General features: G+C 62.5%; 27 protein-coding genes. 14 read left to right on the forward strand and 13 right to left on the reverse strand.

Translation table 11 applies throughout. The features are described from left to right. The first annotated feature begins 95 nt into the window (after positions 1–95). A complete protein-coding gene (locus ACVWZA_RS08060) occupies positions 96–635 on the forward strand; it encodes a MucR family transcriptional regulator (RefSeq protein ID WP_457310674.1) in 540 nt (179 codons plus the stop codon). Positions 636–703: 68 nt separating this feature from the next. Here ACVWZA_RS08060 and ACVWZA_RS08065 read toward each other — a convergent pair whose 3' ends face one another. Next, positions 704–1,018 (reverse strand): sigma-70 region 4 domain-containing protein, encoded by a 315-nt coding sequence (locus ACVWZA_RS08065; protein WP_457310675.1) that lies wholly within the window; start codon positions 1,016–1,018, stop codon positions 704–706. Beyond that, positions 1,015–1,632 carry a hypothetical protein gene (locus tag ACVWZA_RS08070; RefSeq protein ID WP_457310676.1) on the reverse strand — a complete coding sequence of 206 codons (618 nt, stop codon included), beginning with the start codon at positions 1,630–1,632 and terminating at the stop codon, positions 1,015–1,017. Before ACVWZA_RS08070 ends, ACVWZA_RS08065 begins: the two co-directional genes overlap by 4 nt. 139 nt (positions 1,633–1,771) lie before the next feature. Here ACVWZA_RS08070 and ACVWZA_RS08075 point away from each other — a divergent pair, with 139 nt between their 5' ends. The 3 genes from ACVWZA_RS08075 (at position 1,772) to ACVWZA_RS08085 (ending at position 2,887) form a co-directional block, all read left to right on the forward strand. Beyond that, complete coding sequence (locus ACVWZA_RS08075; protein ID WP_457310677.1) at positions 1,772–1,969, forward strand: hypothetical protein; 198 nt, start codon at positions 1,772–1,774, stop codon at positions 1,967–1,969. A gap of 511 nt (positions 1,970–2,480) precedes the next feature. After that, positions 2,481–2,696 carry a helix-turn-helix transcriptional regulator gene (locus ACVWZA_RS08080; RefSeq protein WP_457310678.1) on the forward strand — a complete coding sequence of 72 codons (216 nt, stop codon included), beginning with the start codon at positions 2,481–2,483 and terminating at the stop codon, positions 2,694–2,696. Continuing rightward, entirely contained in the window at positions 2,693–2,887 is a 195-nt protein-coding gene (locus ACVWZA_RS08085) for a helix-turn-helix domain-containing protein (RefSeq protein WP_457310679.1), read from the forward strand. The genes ACVWZA_RS08080 and ACVWZA_RS08085 overlap by 4 nt, the downstream gene beginning before the upstream one ends. Here the strand turns inward: ACVWZA_RS08085 and ACVWZA_RS08090 are convergent. Further along, the gene (locus tag ACVWZA_RS08090) at positions 2,862–4,070 is read right to left on the reverse strand and encodes a tyrosine-type recombinase/integrase (RefSeq protein ID WP_457310680.1); all 1,209 of its coding nucleotides are present in this window, start codon (positions 4,068–4,070) and stop codon (positions 2,862–2,864) included. The two genes, ACVWZA_RS08085 and ACVWZA_RS08090, sit on opposite strands and share 26 nt — an antisense overlap. Before the next feature lie 430 nt (positions 4,071–4,500). On the opposite strand from ACVWZA_RS08090, the gene ACVWZA_RS08095 reads away from it, so the two are divergent. Further along, entirely contained in the window at positions 4,501–4,881 is a 381-nt protein-coding gene (locus tag ACVWZA_RS08095) for a nuclear transport factor 2 family protein (protein ID WP_457310681.1), read from the forward strand. A 125-nt stretch (positions 4,882–5,006) separates the two neighbouring features. On the opposite strand, the gene ACVWZA_RS08100 is transcribed toward ACVWZA_RS08095, so the two are convergent. Both ACVWZA_RS08100 and ACVWZA_RS08105 read right to left on the reverse strand, forming a co-directional pair. Beyond that, on the reverse strand, positions 5,007–5,963 hold the full coding sequence (locus ACVWZA_RS08100) for an NAD(P)H-dependent oxidoreductase (protein ID WP_457310682.1): 957 nt from the start codon (positions 5,961–5,963) through the stop codon (positions 5,007–5,009). Positions 5,964–5,985: 22 nt separating this feature from the next. Further along, on the reverse strand, positions 5,986–7,302 hold the full coding sequence (locus ACVWZA_RS08105) for an NAD(P)/FAD-dependent oxidoreductase (RefSeq protein ID WP_457310683.1): 1,317 nt from the start codon (positions 7,300–7,302) through the stop codon (positions 5,986–5,988). Between the two features lie 261 nt (positions 7,303–7,563). Between ACVWZA_RS08105 and ACVWZA_RS08110 the strand changes: the two genes are divergently transcribed. The 5 genes from ACVWZA_RS08110 (at position 7,564) to ACVWZA_RS08130 (ending at position 11,103) form a co-directional block, all read left to right on the forward strand. Continuing rightward, positions 7,564–7,980, forward strand: coding sequence for a hypothetical protein (locus tag ACVWZA_RS08110; RefSeq protein ID WP_457310684.1), 417 nt, complete (start codon positions 7,564–7,566; stop codon positions 7,978–7,980). A gap of 98 nt (positions 7,981–8,078) precedes the next feature. Further along, a complete protein-coding gene (locus ACVWZA_RS08115) occupies positions 8,079–8,267 on the forward strand; it encodes a hypothetical protein (protein ID WP_457310685.1) in 189 nt (62 codons plus the stop codon). A gap of 364 nt (positions 8,268–8,631) precedes the next feature. After that, entirely contained in the window at positions 8,632–9,336 is a 705-nt protein-coding gene (locus tag ACVWZA_RS08120) for a hypothetical protein (RefSeq protein ID WP_457310686.1), read from the forward strand. A gap of 138 nt (positions 9,337–9,474) precedes the next feature. Next, positions 9,475–10,605, forward strand: a complete 1,131-nt coding sequence (locus ACVWZA_RS08125; RefSeq protein ID WP_457310687.1) for an AI-2E family transporter — start codon at positions 9,475–9,477, stop codon at positions 10,603–10,605. Positions 10,606–10,809: 204 nt separating this feature from the next. Further along, positions 10,810–11,103, forward strand: a complete 294-nt coding sequence (locus ACVWZA_RS08130) for a hypothetical protein (RefSeq protein WP_457310688.1) — start codon at positions 10,810–10,812, stop codon at positions 11,101–11,103. Between the two features lie 88 nt (positions 11,104–11,191). On the opposite strand, the gene ACVWZA_RS08135 is transcribed toward ACVWZA_RS08130, so the two are convergent. Beyond that, positions 11,192–12,703 carry a ComEC/Rec2 family competence protein gene (locus ACVWZA_RS08135; protein WP_457310689.1) on the reverse strand — a complete coding sequence of 504 codons (1,512 nt, stop codon included), beginning with the start codon at positions 12,701–12,703 and terminating at the stop codon, positions 11,192–11,194. 139 nt (positions 12,704–12,842) lie between these two features. Further along, positions 12,843–13,562, reverse strand: a complete 720-nt coding sequence (locus ACVWZA_RS08140) for a TetR/AcrR family transcriptional regulator (protein WP_457310690.1) — start codon at positions 13,560–13,562, stop codon at positions 12,843–12,845. Between the two features lie 70 nt (positions 13,563–13,632). Between ACVWZA_RS08140 and ACVWZA_RS08145 the strand changes: the two genes are divergently transcribed. Beyond that, positions 13,633–14,157 carry a hypothetical protein gene (locus ACVWZA_RS08145; RefSeq protein ID WP_457310691.1) on the forward strand — a complete coding sequence of 175 codons (525 nt, stop codon included), beginning with the start codon at positions 13,633–13,635 and terminating at the stop codon, positions 14,155–14,157. A 58-nt stretch (positions 14,158–14,215) separates the two neighbouring features. On the opposite strand, the gene ACVWZA_RS08150 is transcribed toward ACVWZA_RS08145, so the two are convergent. From ACVWZA_RS08150 to ACVWZA_RS08175, 6 genes are all read right to left on the reverse strand, one after another. Beyond that, positions 14,216–15,352, reverse strand: a complete 1,137-nt coding sequence (locus ACVWZA_RS08150) for a DSD1 family PLP-dependent enzyme (RefSeq protein WP_457310692.1) — start codon at positions 15,350–15,352, stop codon at positions 14,216–14,218. Positions 15,353–15,802: 450 nt separating this feature from the next. Further along, positions 15,803–16,279 carry a lasso peptide biosynthesis B2 protein gene (locus tag ACVWZA_RS08155; RefSeq protein WP_457310693.1) on the reverse strand — a complete coding sequence of 159 codons (477 nt, stop codon included), beginning with the start codon at positions 16,277–16,279 and terminating at the stop codon, positions 15,803–15,805. After that, complete coding sequence (locus ACVWZA_RS08160; protein WP_457310694.1) at positions 16,251–16,514, reverse strand: PqqD family peptide modification chaperone; 264 nt, start codon at positions 16,512–16,514, stop codon at positions 16,251–16,253. The genes ACVWZA_RS08155 and ACVWZA_RS08160 overlap by 29 nt, the downstream gene beginning before the upstream one ends. Next, positions 16,511–17,467: a sulfotransferase domain-containing protein gene (locus tag ACVWZA_RS08165; RefSeq protein ID WP_457310695.1), complete on the reverse strand. Its 957-nt coding sequence runs from the start codon at positions 17,465–17,467 to the stop codon at positions 16,511–16,513. Before ACVWZA_RS08165 ends, ACVWZA_RS08160 begins: the two co-directional genes overlap by 4 nt. Further along, positions 17,464–18,393, reverse strand: coding sequence for a hypothetical protein (locus ACVWZA_RS08170; protein WP_457310696.1), 930 nt, complete (start codon positions 18,391–18,393; stop codon positions 17,464–17,466). The genes ACVWZA_RS08165 and ACVWZA_RS08170 overlap by 4 nt, the downstream gene beginning before the upstream one ends. Positions 18,394–18,506: 113 nt before the next feature. Then, the gene (locus ACVWZA_RS08175; protein ID WP_457310697.1) at positions 18,507–20,375 is read right to left on the reverse strand and encodes an ABC-F family ATP-binding cassette domain-containing protein; all 1,869 of its coding nucleotides are present in this window, start codon (positions 20,373–20,375) and stop codon (positions 18,507–18,509) included. An 89-nt stretch (positions 20,376–20,464) separates the two neighbouring features. Between ACVWZA_RS08175 and ACVWZA_RS08180 the strand changes: the two genes are divergently transcribed. From ACVWZA_RS08180 to ACVWZA_RS08190, 3 genes are all read left to right on the forward strand, one after another. Then, positions 20,465–20,944, forward strand: a complete 480-nt coding sequence (locus tag ACVWZA_RS08180; RefSeq protein ID WP_457310698.1) for a GreA/GreB family elongation factor — start codon at positions 20,465–20,467, stop codon at positions 20,942–20,944. After that, entirely contained in the window at positions 20,944–21,123 is a 180-nt protein-coding gene (locus ACVWZA_RS08185) for a hypothetical protein (protein ID WP_457310699.1), read from the forward strand. The genes ACVWZA_RS08180 and ACVWZA_RS08185 overlap by 1 nt, the downstream gene beginning before the upstream one ends. Positions 21,124–21,241: 118 nt before the next feature. Next, the gene (locus ACVWZA_RS08190) at positions 21,242–22,417 is read left to right on the forward strand and encodes an NAD(P)/FAD-dependent oxidoreductase (protein WP_457310700.1); all 1,176 of its coding nucleotides are present in this window, start codon (positions 21,242–21,244) and stop codon (positions 22,415–22,417) included. Positions 22,418–22,442: the final 25 nt, after the last annotated feature.

The following is a 22,442-nucleotide window of genomic DNA, read 5'->3' on the forward strand; positions in this document are numbered from 1 at the left end:
TCCACGTCATCGCATGACTATCAGGGTAGGCTACAAGCCTGAACATCGACACACGCGAAACATCCATTAAAGGTGCACGTCCGAGAGCGGAGCAGATGCTCGCCCGTATGCCAACGAAGCAGGAAATACTCATGTCGGAAGAAACCACCTTGAACGCGGTCGAGCTTGCCACCGAACTCACGATCGCCTGGCTCGGCAATCAGAACAACCGGGTTGCCGCCGAAGACGTGCCTGCGTTCCTGCGTACAATGCATGCAACCGTAACCGAGCTTTCGGCTGGATCGTCAGCACCGGCAGCGGGCGAAGAAGATGCAGCGCCGGAAGAATTTACGCCGGCCGTCACGGTACGCAAATCGCTCGCCTCAAAGGATCATATTATCTCGCTGATCGACGGCAAACCCTACAAGACCTTGCGCCGACATTTGTCGACCAACGGTCTGACGCCGGAACAATACCGCCAGCGCTACAATCTGAAGGCCGATTATCCGATGGTCGCTGAAAGCTATTCGGAAGTACGCCGGGCGATGGCTCACCGTATCGGACTCGGCCAGAAAGGCCGGCAGGCAAAAGCGGCGGCAGCCCCTGCCCCTGCGACAAAGCCAAAGCGCACGCCGCGTACTGCCAAGTCAGCCTGATCCTGCCTAAGCCGCCCGGTATCCTCCGGGCGGCGCGAGCCGCTGTTAACAGACGTCTTCACATCGGACTACCGGACGCAAGGGCATAGCGCTGACCAATGGCGCGGCCACCACCACCTCCTCCAGCAGCGGCGAAAGCCTCGTGATCGGTTCCCATGGTCTGCCGCCGTTGGCTCGCGGTCTATTAGCGTGGCGTCCCTGAGCAGGCGGTCCATGCCGCACAGCGCATTTGCGACTTCCGTCTGCACTTCCTCAATGGTGATGCCGAGCAGCGCCGCGATCTGCGCATAAGAAAGGTCATCCACACGATGAAGCCAGAATACCTTGCGCGTGCGCTCCGGAAGCGCATCAAAAGCGCGCCGAAGGGCATGGGTGTCGATCATCGCCGCCACCCGCGCGGACGAGGATGCCCGGTGACGCGATGCACATGGTCCAGCAACGCGCGTAGCAGCGGGCGTATCTGGTTGGCCGTGAATCCGCCATCATCCTGTTCAGGCTCTTCGGGAAAGCGCGGCTGATTCCATTTCCAGTAGGGCGTGAGGGCCCCCGCCAGCCGCGCCATGTCGGGGCAATCATGGCCCAACCCCGTCGCGTTGGCGTATGCCAACGACTTGGCCACGCGCAGGCCGATGTGCCGTGCACACCACCGATCCTCAAAGCCGATGTCCAGAAGATGCGCGCTCAAGGCCAGTTGGGCGACGATGCCGGAATGATAGAGAACTTCTCTCTTGCGCGTCAGGATGCCCGCTTCCAGCGTCTCGAAAAAGCTCTCCGCCCTGTGGTAGCGCACGCGGCTGAGCCTGCGCCCTGCCCTGCTTCGGCAAGGCGCCGCCGGTTCGTCGTCATGCTCCCGATGAAGCGTCGCCAATGCCTCACCCCAGGGCGAGGTCACAACGGAAACCGCAACCGGTGTCGCGGTCAGCGCCCGCAACAAGGCGCGGCGTGATGTTCGAGAAGCAATCGACGAATCATCGGGTGAGAGATTGCGTGCGGTCATGGGCCGGCCTTCCTCGTCTGCTTTCTCGAAGGCGGTGCATAACGCCCCAAGAACAATAAGCGGCACCGCTTATAGCTTTAATGGCAGGAAATAATCAATAACCGGCACCGCTTATTCGGCTTCCGATTGAACGCACCTCATGCTTGGTTACGACGCGGGCATGGGACGACCGCCGCTCAACGTAAAATCGACCAACATTCGCCTGCCGGAGGGTCTCGGCACGCGCATCGACAAGCTAGTCGGGCGGCAGCGCAGGGCCGCATTCATCCGCGAGGTACTTGAACGTGAAGTCGAGCGGCTGGAAAAGCTGGACGAGCAATCCATCCGGTCAAGCTAAGGCTGGTAGCCCAGGCTGATCTCGCCTGTGTTCCGTCCCGGCATGATGGGCGAATCGTGTGCGGATCGTTCGGTTCGCTTGTCCCGAGAGGCCGCGTTCGTGGCGCGTGGCTCCATAAGATGCGCAAACCGGCACTTCATTGCCTCCCCTCTTGCCGCGTGGAAAGGTTTGACGCAGCCTGATGTCTGGCGGGCGGACCTCCACTGATTGGAGCGAACGCCGCGAACGATTCGACCTGAGCCGGACTCCCAGTCGCAAGCAAATGCGACCCGAAAGGCACTGATCGCCTGAGGCTGGGACACAGTGAGAAAAAAACTGCGGCAATCGTTCTCGCGATTTCCCTACGCCAGTGTCCGCTATTCGCCGCCGCGCGCCGCCAGACGCCGCCAGCCCCCGCCAAAAATCATGCGCTCGGTCCGAGGTGCCCCGGAACGGCTCTTGTCTGGGGCGAACAGGCATCCAATGATCGTCGCTGGGGAGCGTGCAACACCATCGTTTGGGAGACTGCCCCATGAACAACCCCGATCGTATCATTCGTTTGAAAACCGTTCTCGACCGCACCGGCCTTTCCCGCTCGACGCTCTATCGCAAGATGGCCGACGGCACCTTTCCCGATAAGGTGCGGATCAGCGTCCACGGCGCTGGCTGGCACGAGTCCGCCGTCAATCGCTGGATATCCAATCCGGTAGCCTACCGCGAAGATCGCGCCGGGAACCCGGGGCAATGACGGCCCCGCCCTCTCCCGATCCGATCTGCGTGCGCGTCAATGACGCTGCCCGCATGATCGGTGTCGGCCGCACCAAGCTCTATGAGCTGATCGCGGCCGGCGAAGTCGACACGGTGAAGCTCGGCAAGTCGACCCGCATCACCACCGCCAGCCTGCACGATCTCGTCAGGCGGCAACGCGGAGCGGCATAGGCTCGGACGCCGTGGGGCCGGCGTCCTTGCTTGCCTTCATGGGCACCCGATCCAGATACTCTGCCCAGCGCGCCATGAGGCTGCGCCGCTTCTCGAAGAAGTCCGTCCGACGATAGGCCGCCTCGACCTTGTTGGGCAGCTTGTGCGCCAGCGCCTTGTCGGCGACCTCCTTAGGGAAACGCGTTCTCTCCGATGACCAGTCGGTGAAAGCGGAACGGAAGCCGTGGACGGTCACGCCCTTGATCCCGTCATCCCGCAGCAACTTGGTCATGGTCATGTCGCTGATCGGCTTTTCGCCATCGGCGGAGAAGACGAGGCCGGTGTCGCTGGCGCGCTCCTTCCACCGTTTGCGCAGCAGCGCCACGGCGGGCGGCGACAGGGGAACGACATGGGTTTCGCCCGCCTTCATCCGCTCGCCCGGAATGGTCCAGATACCCTTATCCAGGTCGAACTCCGTCCAGACTGCAAAGCGCGTCTCGTTGGAGCGCACCGCGTTGTAGATCGTGAAGCGCAGCGCGTCCCGCCCGGTGGTCGGCGACGCTGCTGCAAGCTTCGCCATCAGTGCAGGCACATCGGCATAGGGCATGGCTTCGAGATGCCCGCCTTTGTCCACCTGACGCGGCAAACCCTTGCGGACGGAGCGAAGCGAGGTTTCCTCGGCACGCCAACCCTTGATGTGCGCGAAGTCCAGCACCGCGCCGATGCGCTGCAATATGCGCCGCGCGGTATCGGCAATATCGAGCCAGACGGGCGACAGCACTTCCACCACGCACGCGCTGTCCACCTCGTCCACAGGCTTGGTGCCGATCAGCGGAAAGACATGGTTCTCAAGGCTGGATATCCAACTCGCATGACGCTGGTTCTTCCATCCCTCCTTCATCGCGTCGTAGCAGGCCCGCGCCGCCATCTCGAAGCTCGGCACGACCTTGCGCGACTTACGCCGCTCGGCGACAGGATCGACGCCCTCGCGCACCTGGCGGCGCAGTGCCGCTGCCGCGTCGCGCGCCTCCGCCAGCGACACGTCCAGAGCGGAACCCAAGCCATAGTCGCGGCGCCTGCCTTGGCGCTGCATCCGCAGCACCCACGTTCTCGCACCGCTGTCCTTGACCAGCAGACACAGGCCCCGGCCATCGACATGACGGCCGGGCTTGGCGTTTTTCACTTTCAATGCCGAAAGGGTCATCGGTTCTGTTCCCTGCCTGAAATGATCCCACAATCGTTCCCACATTTTGATGGGAATTCAGGCAAATCAGGGCGACCGACCGCGAACACGCTACAAGACAAATCGCTGATTTTACAGAGGGCTTAGGGACGCCCTGATGTTGCTTGAGAATAAAGTTCTACTCTCGTAGGGGTCACCATCGTCAAGCCAGAATCGCTGGAATTCTACGCTTATTGATCTGGTGGTAGGAATCGCTCCCACATTTCGCCCCATATTTAATCGGGGCAGGCGCGACACTTTTGGCATCTGATTGGAGATCGTCCGCCGACATAGTATGGATAAGCTGACGCCTTTCATCCGGCAGATCGGGGCGATCAGCGCCAACGGCTCCGTCTCGAGCCCGCATGACAAAGACGTGTGACGACAGCCCATCGATGATCGGAGTGACGATATGTCAGACCTCGAAACCAACAAGGCGACGGTGCGCGCTTACTATGAGACAGCGTTTGGCGGCCAGCCTGAACTGGCGGTCGAACGCTATATGGGCCCTTGGTACATCCAGCATAACCCGAAAGCCAATGACGGTCCTGACGCCTTCATCGCCTTCGTGCACGACCTTCGCACCGCAAACCCGCAAGTCAGTCTGGACATCAAGCGCATCTTTGCGGAAGGCGATTTCGTGATTACCCACGCAAACCTGGTCCTGAAGCCGGGCGAGCCGGGCTTGGCACTCGCCGATTTTTTTCGACTCGAAGAAGGCAAGGTCGTGGAGCACTGGGACGTCATCCAGGCCGTCCCCGACGGCGGCGCGATCCGAAACGGTATGTTCTGAACTGCCTTGCCCGCATATCGTCGACGTTCTCACATAAGCCGGCCGAATGGCCTGTTTTCCAACTCTCGCGGTCGAAATTTGTCGAACCCACCAGAAATTTGTGATGGATCGTCGTCATTTTGCCTTCAGGTCATTGGCCCGGCTAAATCTTCATGCCGATGAACGACTTTCCATCCATCATGCTCCTCCCGGAAAACCTCGGTGATGCGCAAGGCTTTCAACGAAGGTGGGGTTTCTCCTGTTGGGTTCCCCGTCATCCGGTGAATGCAGCTCCACCAGGCGAGGCCACCGCTCGATCCAGATCCAGCCACCTCTATATTCCCTTCGCAACCCGGCCAGAACACCTCTGCACCATTCCGAAGTACCTGAGTTATCGCTTCTGCACCTTCCACGAGTCCCCCGTTTGCTGGAAAAAAAGTCGCCGGGGCGGCCGTCTCCATCCGAACGAGGGGTGCCGCGTCGCCTTTGATATAGGCTTCAAAGGCGGCTTTTCTCAGGCTCAAAAACTGGTCGAGCGGTTGGGCTCTGCCGAACCCGACCCTTTCGACCCACCGGGAGAACCCAGCCATAAATCGACGGAGCAACTTGTCTCCCTCTTCGTTCGACACCCTCCCCTGGTCGTCAACCAGATCGTCGACATGACTTATATAAGCTTCGGGCTGCTGCATCACAGCCAGGTTGAGGAAGACAAATGACTGGCGTAGCGCGTGATTGGCTGCTGCCCCGCCGCCGGAAAAAGGAGTGACCGTGACGATTGCGGCGGGCAAGCCTTCAAACTTATTCTCGCTCGTGGGACGCGAACCTATGTCGGTCGCGTTCTTGAGTGCTCCAGGAATTGAGCGGTTATATTCTGGCGTGACAAATAGCATGGCATCGCAGCCACCGATCTCCTCGCGAAACCGGGTCCATTGTCGCGGAGCTTCAATTTCGAGGTCCTGATTATACAGCGGGAGGTCCGCTATCTCGATGATCGTACATGCCCAGTCGGCCGGCGCTCGGTCGATGAGAGCCCGGGCGAGGCGACGTGAATAAGAGGCCTGCCTGAGGCTGCCGACGATTACGCCGACGCGTGTTGTCGACATTCCCGGCTCGCGGGACGGACTATCATTCGTTGGCATGATCTGACCCCATCTTATCAAGCTGTAGCGGGGAATGCGTGATCAGCCGCGCGCTGCGCTGATTGCGAAAATGGATCCAGAGCCAGTTCAAGGCCACGCCCAGACGTGCCCGAACGCCGACGAGGAAATAGATGTGCGCTATACCCCACAGCCACCAGGCGGTCGGGCCGCGAAGCTTGATCCAGCCGAAATCGGCAACCGCTCTGCGCTTGCCGATCTGCGCCAGGCTACCGTCGTGATGGTACCGGAACGGGGCTGGCGCAGATTTATCGTCGAGCCGGCTGCGAATAACGCTCGCCACATAGCGTCCTCCTTGCTTGGCGGCCGGGGCGATGCCGGGAACGGGTTTTCCGTCTAAGGCTGCGACTGAAATTGTGTCGCCGACCGCAAAGATTTCCGGGTGTCCGGGAATAGACAAATCGGGCTCGACCAGAATACGGCCATTGCCATCAGCGGGAACGCCGAGCCACAAGGCCGCCGGCGAAGCGCGAACTCCCGCCGCCCATATAATCGTTGAAGCGGTAATGTGCTGGTCACCGAATTTGACACCTCCGGCAGTGACCTCCGTCACAGCGTGGCCGAGGACCACCTCGACGCCGAGTTGCTCTAAGGCGCGGCGAGCATAGCTCGAGAGATCCTCTGCATAGCCCGGCAGGACCTGGGGTCCGGCTTCAATCAGAACGACGCGAGCCATATGCGTGTCGATCGCGCGGAAATCCGGTGGCAGCGTGTCGCGTGCGAGGTCCGCAATCGTCCCTGCGAGTTCGACACCAGTCGGCCCGGCACCGATGACGACGAAGGTCAACAGCGCCGCGCGACGGTCCAAATCGCTCTCGCGCTCTGCCTGTTCGAACGCCAGGAGGATTTGGCTGCGCATCCGCGTAGCATCCTCGATTGTCTTTAGACCTGGGGCGAAAGGCTCCCAATCATCATGTCCGAAATAGCCGTGGCGTGCCCCGGTAGCCAGAACGAGAATATCGTACGAAATGGCGCTGCCGTCGCCCAACAGGAGCCGCCGGCCATTCATGTCCACGCCGACTGCCGTTCCGAGCACGGTCGATACATCGGGGCGGTTATGAACCATCGCGCGGATCGGCCACGCTATTTCCGATGCGGTCAGTGAGGCGGTAGCGACCTGATACAAAAGCGGCTGGAAAAGATGATAATTCCGCTGGTCGACCAAGGTGATGGCGACCCCGACGCCTTTGAGGTGCTCAACGACCTGGAGGCCTCCGAACCCGCCGCCTACGACCACCACATGCCGTCGGGCGCGCGCGGCTCCTTGCGAAGTGTCATTTTCCATAAACTGCCGCCTTACCTCCCCCAATTATCACACTTCTTTCACTTCGGGGGCGACCGAACAATGGCGACTTTCGACAAAAGCCGGTCGCGATATATTTTTCTCGCGATCCGCTTTTTTGGCAGAATTATGAGGATGCTGCGTCGTGCACGAGACGATCGAACGCGCCATTTCTGTCTTGCGGGTGTAACAGAGCCGGCCTATCGTCTGCGAATAAGTCGCAAAAGCGAGCCAGCCTAAGGGGAAAGTCAAGAAGGCACCCCCATGCGTTTCGCGCCCGCCCCCTCCGCCGTCTGGACCATCATCGAAGGCGCAAGGAGCTGGCGCATCGCGCGCGATACCGGTGACCCGGTCCAGTTCAGCCTGTACGAGCGCCTCGAAACATTGGGCGCCGGCCTGCTGGCGCCGGTACTCGACAGCGTCATGACCCTGTTCGAGGCGCGGTTCGGGCGACGTTTTCAGGCGGGCGGCCCATCGGATGCCGCCTTCACGCCCGACGAAATTCATCTACTCGACATGCTGGAAGATGACGGTGTTGAACCGCTGGCCGGACAATTTCAACATGACCTCGCCATGACCATGCGGATCGCGCTGCGCTCGATGCGGATCATGTTGGTGTCGGTCGCGGGAGAGGCGGCTGGTGTCGTAACGCCGTTCCCGTCGCCACCCCATCCGGCATAGGCAAATGGTCGGTCTGATTTTCATTATGTGAAAGAGCGAGCGGCGTTTTTATAGTGCCGTTTGAATGAAGTAACGGTTGGTCAGACGGGATTGAATCGGTGGAATTGTTCCGTTCCGCGCCACAGCGCCTTGGTGCCCCGCTGCCATCCGAATTCCCGCAGTTGCGGGTATTGCTGCGGGAAAATGCTTTTTTGGGGTTCCTGCGGGAAGCTGCGGGAAAAACTGCGGGAAAAGCGGCGAGCCCGCACGGGTATTTTACGGAAGTGCTGCGGGAATATCGGGAATAGATGGTGGAGGTCATGGCCTGCTCGATTCCGGGTCTGCTCGATGCAAATTTTTCGGCGGATTGGCTTTTGCGGTGACGTGCAAACTTCCGCACCGGAGCGCAGACATAATGATGGCAGACAAGCAACTGAATCGAGCCAAAGCTACGTTCAAGGCCAATGAGAGCATATCTCGCCCAGATAAGCCCTGTTTGGCGAGGGCGCTCGCGGCGCCGCTACCCCATATATCAGGGACCGGGCAGCTGAGACGTCCGAGCATCGCCTTTGGCGACGATAGCGGCTAGTCAGGTTCAAGCTGTCGGTCATCGTTGCGCCGACGCCTCCCGTCATCGGGCGATCACAACCAACGGACTATCGAGGAACCCGCATGCCGATCACCATGGCCATATGGCGCCCAATGATTACTGGCGCGGCGGTGACATTCGCCGTGGCAGCCGTCCCCGCCATGGCCAACACCCCGCGCGAGCTGCTGACCACCGCGGCCTTTCAAACCACCGACAAAGCCAAGGCGCTGGTTCTGATCGGTCGCGCGATCGCCATGTCGGACCGGCTTTTGGCCGAGCGTCCCGGCGACCATGAAGCGACGCTTCAGCGCGGCGTTGCCATCGGTTACCGCGCCAAGCTCACGCGCAGCCGGTCCGACGCCCGCACGTCGCTGGCTATATTCGAAGCGCTGGCGGCGCGTTATCCGCGAGATGCCGAAGCACAGATGGTCATCGCCGGCTGGCATCTCGATGCCATCGACCAGTTGGGCGGCTTCATGGCCCGGACGATGCTGGGCGCCAAGGCGCAGACAGGTGAAGCGGCACTCGCCCGCGCCGTTGCGCTAAGCAACCAGGGAGCGTTCTTCCTGGGGCTGGCGGCGATGATGCGGATACGATCCAACAGCGGCAATGTCGTCGAAGCGCGCAAATTGGCCGAAGCCGCCGCCCGCGCCACCACGCTCACCTCGCTCGATATCGTTATGAAACGCAGCGCCATCGCGATCCTGCCCGCCCTGCGCGCCAATGACGGCAAGACCGCCGCCGCGCTGGCGCGAAAACTGCTGCCCTTCGGAAGAATGCCCGGCTGAGGCAATTCTTTCTGTCAATGGCAAAGGCCTTGCATAGCCCAAGACTTGCCCAATTTTTCCAGAAGGAAGAGACGGGTATCGGGCGGATCGTCCGCCGGAGCGTCGACATGTGGTTTGAAATATTCGCATCGAGCACCAATGCCGATTGAGCCCGAAAGCGACGCGATGGCCAAGCCCGGTCAGCAGGCCGGCGTCCAATACGTTGCCGAGCCCGATCGGGTGCGAACGCGCCAGCTCTATCTGACGCTCGCCATCGTCCTGCTCTCTTGCTGGATCGCGTCGGAATTCCTGACGCCGATTGCCTGGGCAGCGGTGCTGGCGATTGCCGAATGGCCGCTTTTCGAGAAGGCGCTGCGGCGCATGCCTGGCCGCCCGGGACTGGTCGCAGCACTCTTCACGCTCGCGACCGCGTTGCTGGTCATTCTGCCGCTTTCGCTGGCCGCGGTCACGCTGGCGCAGGAAAGCCAGGGCGCGCTCGAATGGCTGAAGCATGCGCAACAAAGCGGGATCGCCGCACCCGCCTGGCTGGCCGGCATCCCGCTGGTCGGTGATCGGCTGAATGGCTGGTGGCAGCAGCATGTCGCCAATCCGCAAGGGTCGAACGCGCTGTTAGGCACGCTCACCGCGTCATCGGTACTCGGCTGGACGCGATCGATCGGCGGCGAGGTTGCCAAGGAATCGGCGCTGTTCCTGGTCACGTTGCTGGCGCTGGCGACGCTATTGGCGCGCGGGCGGGAGATCGCCGCCCACGCGCGCGAGGTTTCGGTCAGGATGTTCGGCGGTTTCGGCGGCGCGTTTCTCGAGCGCATGATCGGCGCAGTACGAGCGACCGTGAACGGCACGGTTCTCGTTTCGGTTCTGGAAGGAACGATCATCGGCATCGGCTATGGCGTGGCCGGCGTGCCCCAGCCGCTGCTCTTCGCGACCTTCACAATAGTTCTGGCGCTGGTGCCGTTCGGCGCCTGGGCAGCGTTCGGCCTGGCCAGCCTGATCCTGATCGGCAATGGCGATTTCCTTGCCGGCGGTTTGCTCTTTGCGTTCGGCGTGGTGGTGATGACGGTCGGCGACAATGTCGTCCAGCCATCGGTGATCGGCAGCGCGGTCAAGCTGCCGTTTCTGCTGGCGATGATCGGTGCATTTGGCGGTTTGGCGCAGCTCGGCCTGGTCGGGCTGTTCGTCGGCCCCGTGATAATGGCGGCGCTGCTGCTCGTCTGGCGTCAATGGATGTCGCCATCAACGATGGAATCGGCCGATGATCCTGGGCAATAAGCCCGGAATAGTGTGAAGATCGCGGGGATACTCTGGAAGAAGTGATCATGACTCGCACGTTCCAACGGAGACATGACACGGTTCATCATCAATCGGACCGTAAAGCACGTTGGGCCGATCCCGTCCGACTATAAGCGCGGTTCGCAATCCTCTAATGGTTGCTTGCCGGCGCGTTCTGCCGGCTTGCGAGCGGACAGTTTACCTATGAAGATTCCAGCATTTATTCTGATCGCGGCTGCAGCCTTGCCGGTCGCGGCCTATGCTCAGACGACGCCGGCGCCAACGACGCCCGAGCAGACCACCCCAACCGCCCCAGCCCCAGCCCCTGCGGATCCCGCCATGACGCCGGCACCATCGGCCGATCCGGCAACGACGCAGACCGCGCCGGCCGACCCACAGGCTGGCCAGCCCGCCGATGCGATGGCGCCAGCAAACGATTCTTCGGCCGCCACCGATCCGACGACCGAGAAGAAGCACAAGAAGAAGAACCCGCGCTAGGGGGTTTTTCGCGGGTAGGCGTCGTCCGTTCGGGCGCGCCTACCCGCTTTTTCACCCGGTCGGTTGATAGTCTGTATGCTGGTGAGGCTCAGTCGATCAGCACCAGTTCACCGCCCGGAGTGAAAGCATATTCATAATAGAACCATTTGTCGGTTTCGCTCTGCGCCTCGATCTTGAACGCGGTGATAAGCCGTTTGCCGTCGGTCTTGAGATAGATCGCGCCATAAACATCGACATTGCTCTTCGACAGCGTCGCAAGATCTGCGTTGATCGCATCGACAATCGCCGGAGACGGAGCGGCGGCAAGCTGCGCCACCGCGCGTCCGATCTTGTCGATTAGCGCCTTATCCGCCTTTTCACGGGTCGAACGTTGCAACTCGGTGGACAGGAGCACGGGTGACGCGCCGCGCCCGGCACGCCCGAGGCGACCGAGCAGGTCGGGGCGAGGATGGACATGCCCCTCCGCATCGCCCGATGAGATGATGAAGCACGCCGGATTGACCGCCTCAAGAAAGGCATCCGTCACTTTTTCCGAGCCGTGGTGGCAGACCTTCATCACGTCCGACCGGAAGCGCTGGGCGACCTTGCCCACCATCATGCGATAGTCCGCCCCGCCGGCCGGCGGAAACGCGGCAAGCCCGGCATAATGGGTCAGCAAATAGCGCTCGGCGGGTTCGTTGAGATCCCCCCCGAAAAAAATGCTGAACCGGTCATAGGTCAGCCGCAACAACACGGAATGGCCATTCTTGGTCTCGCCGTAAGAGCTGCCGATCCGCCGCAAACGCGCCTTGCCCGCGGCGTCGCGCTCCACCGCGGGTCCAAGCACCTCGATCGCATAACCCCGTCCGTCCGACGGCGCATAACCCGGCATATAGCTGCGTTCGTCTTCGATCTGGCCATGTTCGGTGGACAGCATCGCGATCTGCCCGACCTTGGAATTATCGATCGCGGCCTGCATCACCGTGGGGTAGCCATATTTTGCGTTGAGCCCGCGATCGGGAAGCAGCGCACGGACGTCGGCATCCGTTTCGGCAAGCTCGGTCTGATAGACGATCTTGCTCACCGGATCCTTGGCAAAGGATCCGAGCTTGGCCCAGGTCCCCGCCATCGGCCGTTCCAAAAGTCCATTCTGCCAGATCGTCTTGAAGCCGATCCTGGGATTGGCGAAGATCGCGCCGAAACCGCGATAATGATCGCTGTCGGGATGCGTGATAACGGCGGAATCGAAGTTGAAACCGCGATAGGCTTTGAAACGACCGTTGAGGAAGCGCTCCATATTGTCGCCCTCCCCGGCATCGATGACGATCACACCTTCCTTCGTACCGGTTTCCGGCGTGATCAGAACGGCGCCGTCGCCCTGGCCGACATCGAGAAAAACGATCTCGAGCGGACGCTGTTCGACGGTATCGGCTTTGGGAATGTAGAGCGTCTGCGGATTGGATTTGGGGGACCATTGGATCCTGAGCCAGCCGTCGGGCTCCTCCCCCTCGACAGTCAGCCAGTCACCCCAGAGAATCTGCCGAACCTTGGTCTTGCGATCGGCCTTGTAGAGATAAAGCTTGCGCCCGGCATCGCCGAGCCCGGCATAGACATTGGACATTGCCAGCCTCCCCATCCGCGCAACCATCCGAGAGTCGTTGCCGGATCGATATAAGCCGATTGGCTGAGGGCGAACACCGGAGATGAGGCCAATTCGGACTTGCCGGCTGGCGCAGGTCCCGTTGCTCAGGCCGTAAAGGCTAAAGTTTTTTTATGCCGTCGGTTGCCGTCACGATCGTCGCGGCGTCGATCAGTGCATCGATAATCTCTCTGCGGTCGAGCGATCTGGTCATGAACGGTTTCCAGCGGCGCGCGCGATCGAGCGCTGTGAAGCCGTAGATCGTCGACCAGGCGGTGATGGTGCGCGCCTTTATCGCTTCCTCGCCAAGGTCCGGATAGGCCCGGCGCATCGCCTCCCAGATCAGTTCATAGGCGCGGTTGGCCGGCGGGATCATCACCGGCGGCGGTGACGCGCGACCGAGCAGGTCGCTGCCGAACATCAGCTGGAACAGGCCCGGGCGCTGTTCGGCAAAGTCGAGATAGATGCGCCACCCCTGTCGTAGCGCTGCGTCGCCGGTTTCGGCCCCCGCCAAGGCATTCTCATAGGCCGTCACAAGGTCCTCGAACCCGCATGCCGCTACTGTCGCGAGCAGCGCGTCGCGATCGGCGAAGTGGCGATAGGGCGCGGCACGCGAGACGCCGAGCCGCTCCGCCAGCGCGCGCAGCGAGATCGCCTCCGGGCCATCCTGCTCGACGATCGCGGTTGCCGCGACAACGAGCGCATTGGCCAGATCACCATGATGATAGCTCGGTTTTGCCACACGCAATATTGACACATCATACATGTCGATGCAAATGTCAGCGGCGACAACATATGGCTTCCGACGGTTGACCCTGATCGGCGAAGTCACGTCGGTCATCTCGACCCGCCCCGGGCCATGACATCCTGATCGCGATTCGAAAATGACGCTCCAGCTAGAAGGAATATCGATGGCTCGCAGCTCCCTCGTCGCCATTGCCCTGGCGGGATTATTCCATGGCACGGCCGCGTCGGCGGGGCCGTTCTACGACGCCGCGCTGTGCAAACCTCCTTACACGACCGGCTCCGCCACTACGCTGTACGAAGCCGCCGAGAAGATCACCAAACCCGACACGTCGCTGCTGACCGCCTATGTTTACAAAATGCCCGACGAGATCGGGCAGGATGGGTTCAGCAGCAAGGAAGTGGTGTTCGCTGGCACGGCAGTCGGCGTGCTGGTCGAGGGGCTGCAAGCCGACGCGCTGTCCAAGCGCTATCAGCTCGAGCCGGAGCGTTCTTCGCTGCTTGGCTCATCGAGCAAGGGCTATACCCGGGCCTTGCCGGCGGCGGAACAGCCATTGCCCGATGCCGGAATCGTGTCGATCGTCGCGCGCGAGAGCCCCTCGCTGCCCGGCAAGACGCTGCTCGCCTGCGAATTGGTCATGAAGGAGGATCAGGCCGCGCTCGACAGTTACGAAAAAGCCAAGGATCAATAGGGCGCTGTTCCTTACCGCAACTCTATTGGCGTGAATGGAAAGGCTGACGCCGACGAGGCTAGCGCGAGCGCCCGCGCGCCGTGACCGGCCAGATATCGATCAGCATATCGCCGCGCACGACATGATAGGCGTCGTAAAGATTGACCGTCGGATCGCAGTGGGGAACCTGCAGGCTGATCATCTCGGCGATGACGCGCCCCTCGCCCGAGGGAAAGATGGCGCCATGTTCGTCGCCCATGAAGTGATAGGTAGCCCCCGCCGGTGCGCCGTTCTTGACCACCGGCACACCGCCATCGGTGGCGAACGCCTTGAAGCCCGCGTCGATCGTGATCATGCCGGGCGTGTTGGCACAGACAATGCGTGCATCGACGAACAGGGAGGTTTCGAACGGCTGCCCCCCATCACCGGCGAGATCGCATTCGGCATATTGGCGATCCATGAAGACATAGGAGCCGACCTGAAGTTCGGTGAACACGCCGAGTTCGGCGTCGATGCGGTGCGTGCCCGTGCCGCCGCCACTGACGATCGCGGGCGGCATGCCCGCAGCTTCCAGTGCGGCGATGATACCCGACAGATAGGCGGTGCGGTCCGCGATCGCGGTCCGTCGATCGGCATAGGATTCGATATGCTGCTGCACGCCGCAATAATATTGCAGGCCGTGAAAGCTGAGCGACGGTTGCGCGTCAATGTCGCGGGCGAGCGACAGCGCGGCTTCGAGCGAGGCGACGCCGGTGCGATGGATGCCGGGGTCGACGTCGATCATCACGCCGAGCGGGTGATCGGCGGAAACCGAAGCGGCCAGTGCGCGGACATTGTCAGGATGATCGACGACGACCATCAGGCCGCTTATCCGCGCGTGCAAGGCGGCGAGGCGGGCGATCGCCGGCGCCGACACCACCGGCGAGGTGATCAGCACATCCTGGATTTCGCCGCTCTCGGTCAGCGCCTCGGCCTCGCCGAGTTTGGCGCAGCAAACACCCGACGCGCCCGCCGCGACCTGGCGGCGGGCGATGTCGAGGCTCTTATGCGTCTTGGCATGCGGCCGCAGGCCCAGTCCCTTGCCCCTGGCGAAATCGGCCATCAGCGCGATATTGCGGTCGAGCGCGTCGCGATCGACGATCAGGACCGGCGTGTTCAACTCAGCGCGCGAACCGGGCCGATTGATCAGATGCTGGTGGAGCCTAAGGTCGGTCAATGCTGTGATCCTCAAAGCCGGTGCGCGGGCAGGTTGGTGCCGAACAGCGCGGTCAGATGCGTATTGGCGAATTTGCCGGCGGGGTCGACCTGCCGCCGGACGGCGCGAACGGTAAGCCATCGAATAGAGCGCGGACAGGTCGCTGGCAGTCGGCGTGTGTCGTTTGGCCCAGTGCGGGCGGCGGCCATGGGCCGCTGCGGCTGCGCTTGCCGACCAGCCGGATCAGGATGCCCTGCCACCCGGGCGTCGGGGCCGATAGGGCGGCGGCGAGTTTGCAATAGAGAAGATTCCTTCCGACATGCCAGACACCGCCTTGGGCTCCGGGCAGTGCGCAGATATCGAGCGTCATGAGGACCGCGCGATCCGAATAAAGGAAGGCCCAAAATTCGACATGACGGTGCCGCGCGGCGAGTTTCTCCCATTCCGCCGAGCAGCCGAAGCGGGTGGATGTCAGACGAAACAGCCGATTTCGGCGAGGTTGGGCGCGACCGGATAACCAGTCACCTTGACCCCCGCCGCATCGAGCCAGGCATGCGCATCGATTGGCTTCTCGTCACCGCGGCCGGCGCCGAAATGCATGACAGTGACGATCCCGCGCCGCCGCAGCATCGTCTGCGCGGCCATCGCCTGTTGCAGGCACACCGAGCGGAACGGCATGAATGGCGCCGAAGCACGCACCGCCCAACCGATATCGCGGGCGAGTTTCATCTGACCGGGCGTCGCACCCTCGCCATGAGCCGCGACGCGCGGATCGGTCGGCGGCACGAACGCACCAAGCGTCTTGGCGATCTTGCCGAAGGGGAACAGCAACAGCCGCACGCGCGCGGACAACATGCTCGCCGCAGCCTCGATCACCAGCGCACGCCGATGATGGCCGACGCCGCCGAGCGTGCGGATCTTACGAGTGAGTGACCGCAACCGCGCCATGTTTTTCCATCTGTTCGAGGAACGCCTCGACCTCGGTACGGCAGGTACCGGGCTCAATCACGAACTCGCGCTGCAACGCCGCGCAGACCGCATCGATATCGATGGGCATCTCGATCAATTCCCAGATGCGTGCGCCGACCTCGTTGACGCCGAGATAATTGCCCTTCTCAGCGCTCATCATCATGATCTCATCGCCCACGCGCGCGCTGAGCCAGTCACCCCGTCGTTCGATCAACCCGCCATCCTTTCGGTCATATCCTGTGCCGGCGCCCCGTCCTTTGCCGACGCCCCGTCCTTTGCCGACGCATAACCGAGCCGCGCCATCATCGGGCCGTGGTCGCGTTCGATCCGCGCGACCTGTTCGGTACTTAGCTCATCACGCCACCCGCCCGAAACCCCGCGACGGAAGAAGCTGCCGGGACCGGCACCTGGTTTGGGTCGCGGTGCTTCGCGAAAGCCGCGTGCCTCTTCCTGTTTCTTCAATTCGCCGAACTCGGCAAAGCCGGCCGCGCGGGCGGCCTCGTCAGCGGTCGCGTCGATGCCGGCAAAAGCGAGCGCGGTTCGCAACATGCCGCCGGTGTCGGCATGCATATCCTCGTAACGCACCAGATGCACCGGAATGTCGGCCTGTGTCAGCCATGCCTGGATGAAACCGCTCCATCCCGCCAGTTGCTGGCGCAGCTGATTGGGCTGGCGGTCGCGATGACCGCAAAATGCCGAACCGGCATCGGCCATGAAGTCGATCGCATCGTCGATGCTGGTGCGATTGTGATTGGCGAGCGAGGGCGCGACGTCACGCGGGTCGCGCACGATCAGGATCGCGCCGTCCGCACCTTTGAGACCCGCCATCAAGGCACTGCCGTCGGGATTGTAAGTGTAGGAATCGTGCGTCTTAACGAAGCGGGTGTGACCGATCATCGTCTCGACCTCCTCCGGGTCGTCTTCGTGGATTTCCTGTGCCAGCGCTTCGTACACCATCGGGCGGAGCCCGTCGCACTCCTCATGTGTGAGCAGCGACGACGGGAACATCAGAATCGAATCGAACCAGGCCCGCGCGCTGGCGATGCCGCTGCGTTCCGGGATGTCGTTTATATCGACCGGCGTGTCGCGGCGTAGATTGGCGACCAGCATCCGGAACCAGGTGTTGCCCGATTTCGGATAGGAGGCGAGCCAGTAGGTCTTCCTCAAGCCGCGCGCTCCAGCAGGCCCAGTTCGCGCCAATGCGCCTCGAGCCAGCCGATCACGGCGGGGAATTTGGCGAAGTTGAGCTCGCGGGTCAGCGTGAACACCCCCGCCCGCTGGCTGATCGATGCAGCAGCCTGGAAATAGAGCGCTTGCTGCTTCATCCGCCGCACCATCGCCGGGCGATAGGCATTGCCGCGGACCATCAGCGCGCCGTCGACGATATTGGGACGCAGAATCCCCGGCATCGCCGGCGGCCGCGCCTCACGCAGCACATAGATCGCGGCGAGCGGCAGCGCGACGATCGACGCGGCACGCGGTTCGACATAGAATTTCTCGAGCACCTTGCGCACCGGCGCGGCACGGCGTTCGGCCATGTCGAGCTTGTCGATCGAATTCTGCCACAGTTTGAGCTGGCGCCCGTCGGGCTGGACCCAGGGCAATCCGCTTGCGTCCATCGAAATACCGCAGAAATCATCGGTGACCAGATCATAACCGGCATCGGACAAAGCTGCGGCAAGGGTCGATTTGCCGGCGCCGGATTGTCCGCAGAACAACACCGCGCTGTCGCGCACCCGGACCGCGCTGGCGTGGAGCACGATGCGCTCGCGCTGATGCAGCAGGATACCGAAGCCGGTACCGCTGACGAACACCGCCGCTTCTTCCGGCGCGATATCATCGGCGGTGGCGAAGACGATCTCACGCCCCTCGATCAACAACATGCGGATGATACCGGGGACTTCGAGCAGGAAACGCCCCGGCGCGACTTGCCAGGTGGGGCCGAGCGATTCCGCGTCCTCCAGCGTGGCGGGAACATCGCCTTGGCGAATGACCACATCGGGGGTGATGCCGGGGAGCTCAGGCGCCGCGATCAGCCCGGGCAGCACCAGCGAGCTCGCAACCGACAGTCCGGAAACGGTATAAAAGAACACGCGTACTCCCCCCGATGACACGCTGGCCCCCGGCCCCGATCAGCCATGACATATGTGGCCAATTTGACGCCGTGGCGCAATCGCCTCCGTACGCGCGCCCGTTCCGCTGAAGATCAGGCGGCAGCCTGTTCCAGCGCTTCGCTCGCCTCGAGCCACTTTACCTCAGCCGCCTCCAGTTTCTCGGCAATTTCGGCGCGGCGTTTCATCAATTCGCTCATCGGCAGCCTGGACAGCGCAGGCTCGGCGGTCGACGGATCGAACATCGCCTTGTCGAGCGCGCTCTGCTCGGCCGTCAACTTCACCGTCACGGCTTCGGCGTCCTGCGCGGCCTTGCGCAACGCCTGGGCCTTTTCGCGGTCCTGCGCCGCGCCCTTCTTGTCCTTCTTGGTCGTTTTGGCACCGCCGTCCTGCCTGGGCTGGTTCTTGCCCAGGATCAGGTCGGTATAATCGTCGAGGCTGCCGGCGAATTCGGTCGCGGTGCCGTTATCGACCAGCACCAGCCGGTCCGCGGTCAGTTCGATCATGTGGCGATCATGGCTGACCACCACCACCGCGCCTTCATAGGCGTTGAGCGCCTGGACCAAGGCCTCACGCGCATCGACGTCGAGATGGTTGGTCGGCTCGTCGAGGATCAGCATGTGCGGCGCTTCGCGGGTGATCAGCGCGAGTGCCAGCCGGGCGCGTTCGCCACCCGACAGCTTGCCGACCTTGGTCGTCGCTTTCTGTCCCGAAAAACCGAAGCGGCCGAGCTGCGCGCGCACCGCGGCGGGTGTCTTGCCCCCCATCATGCGGGTCATATGTTCGAGCGGCGTATCGTCGCCGTCGAGTTCCTCGACCTGATACTGGGTGAAATAACCGACGCGCATCTTGCCCGAGGCGGTCATGCCGCCCTCCATCGGCGCGAGCTGCGCGGCGAGCAGGCGGGCGAGCGTGGTCTTGCCGTTGCCGTTGCGGCCAAGCAGCGCGATCCGATCGTCCGGATCGAGCCGCAGGTTGAGCCGGCGCAGGATCGGCTTGTCCTCGGTATAACCGACAGACGCCATGTCGAGCGTCACCAGCGGCGGTTTGAGTTCGTCGGGACTGGGGAAATCGAAGGTCAGCGTCGGATCCTCGGCGAGCGAGGCGATCGGCTGCATCTTGGCGAGCATTTTCGCGCGCGACTGAGCCTGTTTGGCGGTCGAGGCGCGCGCCGAATTGCGCGCGACATAATCCTGCAGCTTGGCGCGCTGCGCATCCTGGCTGGCCTTGGCCGCAGCAAGCTGTGCGATCCGTTCGGCACGCTGGCGCTCGAACGAATCATAACCGCCGGTGTACATCGTCACCTTGCCGCCCTCGAGATGGAGGATGGTGTCGACGACATTGTTGAGCAGGTCGCGTTCGTGGCTGATCACGACCATCATCGCCGGATAGCTTTTCAAGAAGCTCTCCAGCCACAAGGTCGCTTCGAGATCGAGATGGTTCGAGGGCTCGTCGAGCAGCAGCAGGTCGGGTTCGGAGAACAGCAGCGAGGCAAGCGCAACGCGCATCTTCCAGCCGCCCGAATAACTGTCGAGCGGGCGATTCTGCATTTCCTCATCGAAGCCGAGGCCGACCAGGATCGTCGCGGCGCGCGCATCGGCGGTATAGGCGTCGATCGCCATCAGCCGTTCATAGACTTCGCCAAGCCGGTCGGCATCCTCGCACGTCTCGCTTTCGGCAAGCAACGCCGCGCGTTCGGTATCGGCGGCGAGCACCGCCTCGATCGGCGTCGTGACGCCCGACGGCGCTTCCTGCGCGATATAACCGATACGCGTCTTGCGCGGCATCTCGATCTCGCCGTCATCGGGCTCGAGCTGGCCGATCATGACTTTCATCAGCGTGGATTTGCCCGCGCCATTGCGGCCGATGAGCCCGACACGGCTCTTCGGCGGCAGCGCGGCAGTCGCGCGGTCGAGAATCGTCCGCCCGCCCAGGCGCACCGTGATACCGTTGATATTCAGCATGGGCGCGCCCCTAGCATGACAAACGCCGTGCCCCAAGTGGTGGCGGACAGGCTGCGAATGTTTCATGGGAGAAGATTGAGGAGAGTGACATGAGCGTCGCATTTCGTCGCGAGAGCGACGAGGAACATCTGGAACCCAAATTCGAAATCCCGATCGCACCGGGAGCGAACATCGTTACGCCGCGCGGCCTTAAGCTGATCGACGCGAAAGTGGTCGAGCTGGAGACCGCGGTCGACGCCGCGATGGAACCGGAACTGGCGGTATTGAAGCGCGAGTTGCGCTATTGGCATACTCGTCAAACCACCGCCGAGGTCGCACCGCCGCCCGCCGATGGAGAAATCGGCATCGGATCGCGCGTGACGATTCGAATGGCCGGCAAGCAGCGCGTCGTCGAGATCGTCGGTGGCGACGAGGCCAACCCGGCCGAGGGACGCATCGGCTTCGCGGCGCCTCTTGCCCAGGCGCTGGTCGGCGGCGAGATCGGCGAGCGCGTCGATTTCAACGGCGTTGCCGAGGCGATCGAAATTCTCGATAGCGCGGCGATCGAGGAAGTGGGCGGAGACGATTGATGGCCGAAAAGTTCGAACGCCACCGCCAGCCCTGGAAACAGGACGAGATCCAGAAGCTACACACGCTCGCCAAGAAGGGCATGGGCCTGAAGGCGATCGCCAAGGCGCTGACCCGAACCGAGGAATCGGTGAAGGAGCGCGCAAAGGAAGACGCGCTGAATATCGCGAAGCTGCGCTGAGAATGACTTCATTGTTTGCTGTTATCCCCGCGAAAACGGGGATCCCGCTGCCTTCGCCCTTGGCGCTAAAGAAGGAGAAGCGGGATTCCCGCTTTCGCGGGAATGACGGGCGGCGAGCGTGACGGCCCCTTACGACGCAATCATCCTTGGCGCCGGCGCTGCCGGCCTGATGTGCGCCGCGACCGCCGGGCAACGTGGACGGCGCGTGCTGCTGGTCGATCACGCCGATGAGGTAGGCAAGAAAATCCTCATCTCCGGCGGCGGCCGGTGCAATTTCACCAATGTGCACACCGCCCCGGACCGCTACCTCTCTGCCAACCCGCATTTCGCCAAGTCGGCGCTGAGCCGCTACACCGCAGCCGATTTCATCGCATTGGTCGACCGCTATGGCATCGCCTGGCACGAAAAGACGCTTGGCCAATTATTCTGCGATGGCTCCGCGAAACAGATCGTGGCGATGCTGCTCGACGAATGCGAGATCGGCCATGTCGAGCTGTCGCTCGGTCATGCCGTCACCGCGATCGACCATGCCGGCGGCATGTTCCGCGTGACGATCGGCGGCTGCGAGCTTTTCGCTTCTTCGCTCGTGCTCGCAACCGGCGGGCCGTCGATCCCGAAAATGGGCGCGACCAGCTTCGCGTATGATGTGGCACGGCGTTTCGGGCTCAAAATCGTCGAGCCGCGCCCCGCTCTTGTTCCACTGACTCTCGGCGGTGACGAGACCCTGTTCCGTTCACTGTCCGGCGTCGCCACGGATGTGATTGCCAAATGCGGCAAGACCGCCTTTCACGAGGCGGCACTGTTCACGCACAAGGGCCTGTCCGGCCCCGCCATCCTGCAGATCTCCAGCTATTGGCGCTCGGGCGAGCAAGTCGGCATCGATTTCCTGCCCGGGCACAAGGCCGGCTGGCTGATCGACGCAAAGCGCGCCCGTCCGCGTGCGGCGTTTGCGAGCACATTGGCGAGTGCCCTGCCCGCCCGGCTGGCCGAAACGCTCGCCGACCGGCTCACGCTGAGCGGCGAATTATCCGCGATGACCGACCGCAAACTGACCGAAGCGGAGCAGCGGCTGGCCGACTGGCGCTTCGCCCCGAACGGCACCGAAGGCTATGCCAAGGCCGAGGTCACGGCAGGCGGAATCAGCACCGCGGAGCTGTCATCGCAAACAATGCAAGCCAAACGCCTACAAAACCTGTATGCGATCGGCGAAGCGGTCGACGTCACCGGGTGGCTGGGCGGCTATAACTTCCAATGGGCATGGGCGAGCGGATGGGCCGCGGCACAGTCTATTTGACCGCAGACCAACAGGTTACGCCTTG

It is taken from the genome of Sphingomonas sp. UYAg733 (assembly GCF_054057355.1).

Bases quoted from the DNA above. Each gene is read 5' to 3' on its own strand.
- ACVWZA_RS08060 (WP_457310674.1), top strand. From the start codon at position 96: ATGCTCGCCCGTATGCCAACGAAGCAGGAAATACTCATGTCGGAAGAA.
- ACVWZA_RS08065 (WP_457310675.1), bottom strand. From the start codon at position 1,018: ATGATCGACACCCATGCCCTTCGGCGCGCTTTTGATGCGCTTCCGGAG.
- ACVWZA_RS08070 (WP_457310676.1), bottom strand. From the start codon at position 1,632: ATGACCGCACGCAATCTCTCACCCGATGATTCGTCGATTGCTTCTCGA.
- ACVWZA_RS08075 (WP_457310677.1), top strand. From the start codon at position 1,772: ATGCTTGGTTACGACGCGGGCATGGGACGACCGCCGCTCAACGTAAAA.
- ACVWZA_RS08080 (WP_457310678.1), top strand. From the start codon at position 2,481: ATGAACAACCCCGATCGTATCATTCGTTTGAAAACCGTTCTCGACCGC.
- ACVWZA_RS08085 (WP_457310679.1), top strand. From the start codon at position 2,693: ATGACGGCCCCGCCCTCTCCCGATCCGATCTGCGTGCGCGTCAATGAC.
- ACVWZA_RS08090 (WP_457310680.1), bottom strand. From the start codon at position 4,070: ATGACCCTTTCGGCATTGAAAGTGAAAAACGCCAAGCCCGGCCGTCAT.
- ACVWZA_RS08095 (WP_457310681.1), top strand. From the start codon at position 4,501: ATGTCAGACCTCGAAACCAACAAGGCGACGGTGCGCGCTTACTATGAG.
- ACVWZA_RS08100 (WP_457310682.1), bottom strand. From the start codon at position 5,963: ATGTCGACAACACGCGTCGGCGTAATCGTCGGCAGCCTCAGGCAGGCC.
- ACVWZA_RS08105 (WP_457310683.1), bottom strand. From the start codon at position 7,302: ATGGAAAATGACACTTCGCAAGGAGCCGCGCGCGCCCGACGGCATGTG.
- ACVWZA_RS08110 (WP_457310684.1), top strand. From the start codon at position 7,564: ATGCGTTTCGCGCCCGCCCCCTCCGCCGTCTGGACCATCATCGAAGGC.
- ACVWZA_RS08120 (WP_457310686.1), top strand. From the start codon at position 8,632: ATGCCGATCACCATGGCCATATGGCGCCCAATGATTACTGGCGCGGCG.
- ACVWZA_RS08125 (WP_457310687.1), top strand. From the start codon at position 9,475: ATGCCGATTGAGCCCGAAAGCGACGCGATGGCCAAGCCCGGTCAGCAG.
- ACVWZA_RS08130 (WP_457310688.1), top strand. From the start codon at position 10,810: ATGAAGATTCCAGCATTTATTCTGATCGCGGCTGCAGCCTTGCCGGTC.
- ACVWZA_RS08135 (WP_457310689.1), bottom strand. From the start codon at position 12,703: ATGTCCAATGTCTATGCCGGGCTCGGCGATGCCGGGCGCAAGCTTTAT.
- ACVWZA_RS08140 (WP_457310690.1), bottom strand. From the start codon at position 13,562: ATGACCGACGTGACTTCGCCGATCAGGGTCAACCGTCGGAAGCCATAT.
- ACVWZA_RS08145 (WP_457310691.1), top strand. From the start codon at position 13,633: ATGGCTCGCAGCTCCCTCGTCGCCATTGCCCTGGCGGGATTATTCCAT.
- ACVWZA_RS08155 (WP_457310693.1), bottom strand. From the start codon at position 16,279: ATGGCGCGGTTGCGGTCACTCACTCGTAAGATCCGCACGCTCGGCGGC.
- ACVWZA_RS08175 (WP_457310697.1), bottom strand. From the start codon at position 20,375: ATGCTGAATATCAACGGTATCACGGTGCGCCTGGGCGGGCGGACGATT.
- ACVWZA_RS08180 (WP_457310698.1), top strand. From the start codon at position 20,465: ATGAGCGTCGCATTTCGTCGCGAGAGCGACGAGGAACATCTGGAACCC.
- ACVWZA_RS08185 (WP_457310699.1), top strand. From the start codon at position 20,944: ATGGCCGAAAAGTTCGAACGCCACCGCCAGCCCTGGAAACAGGACGAG.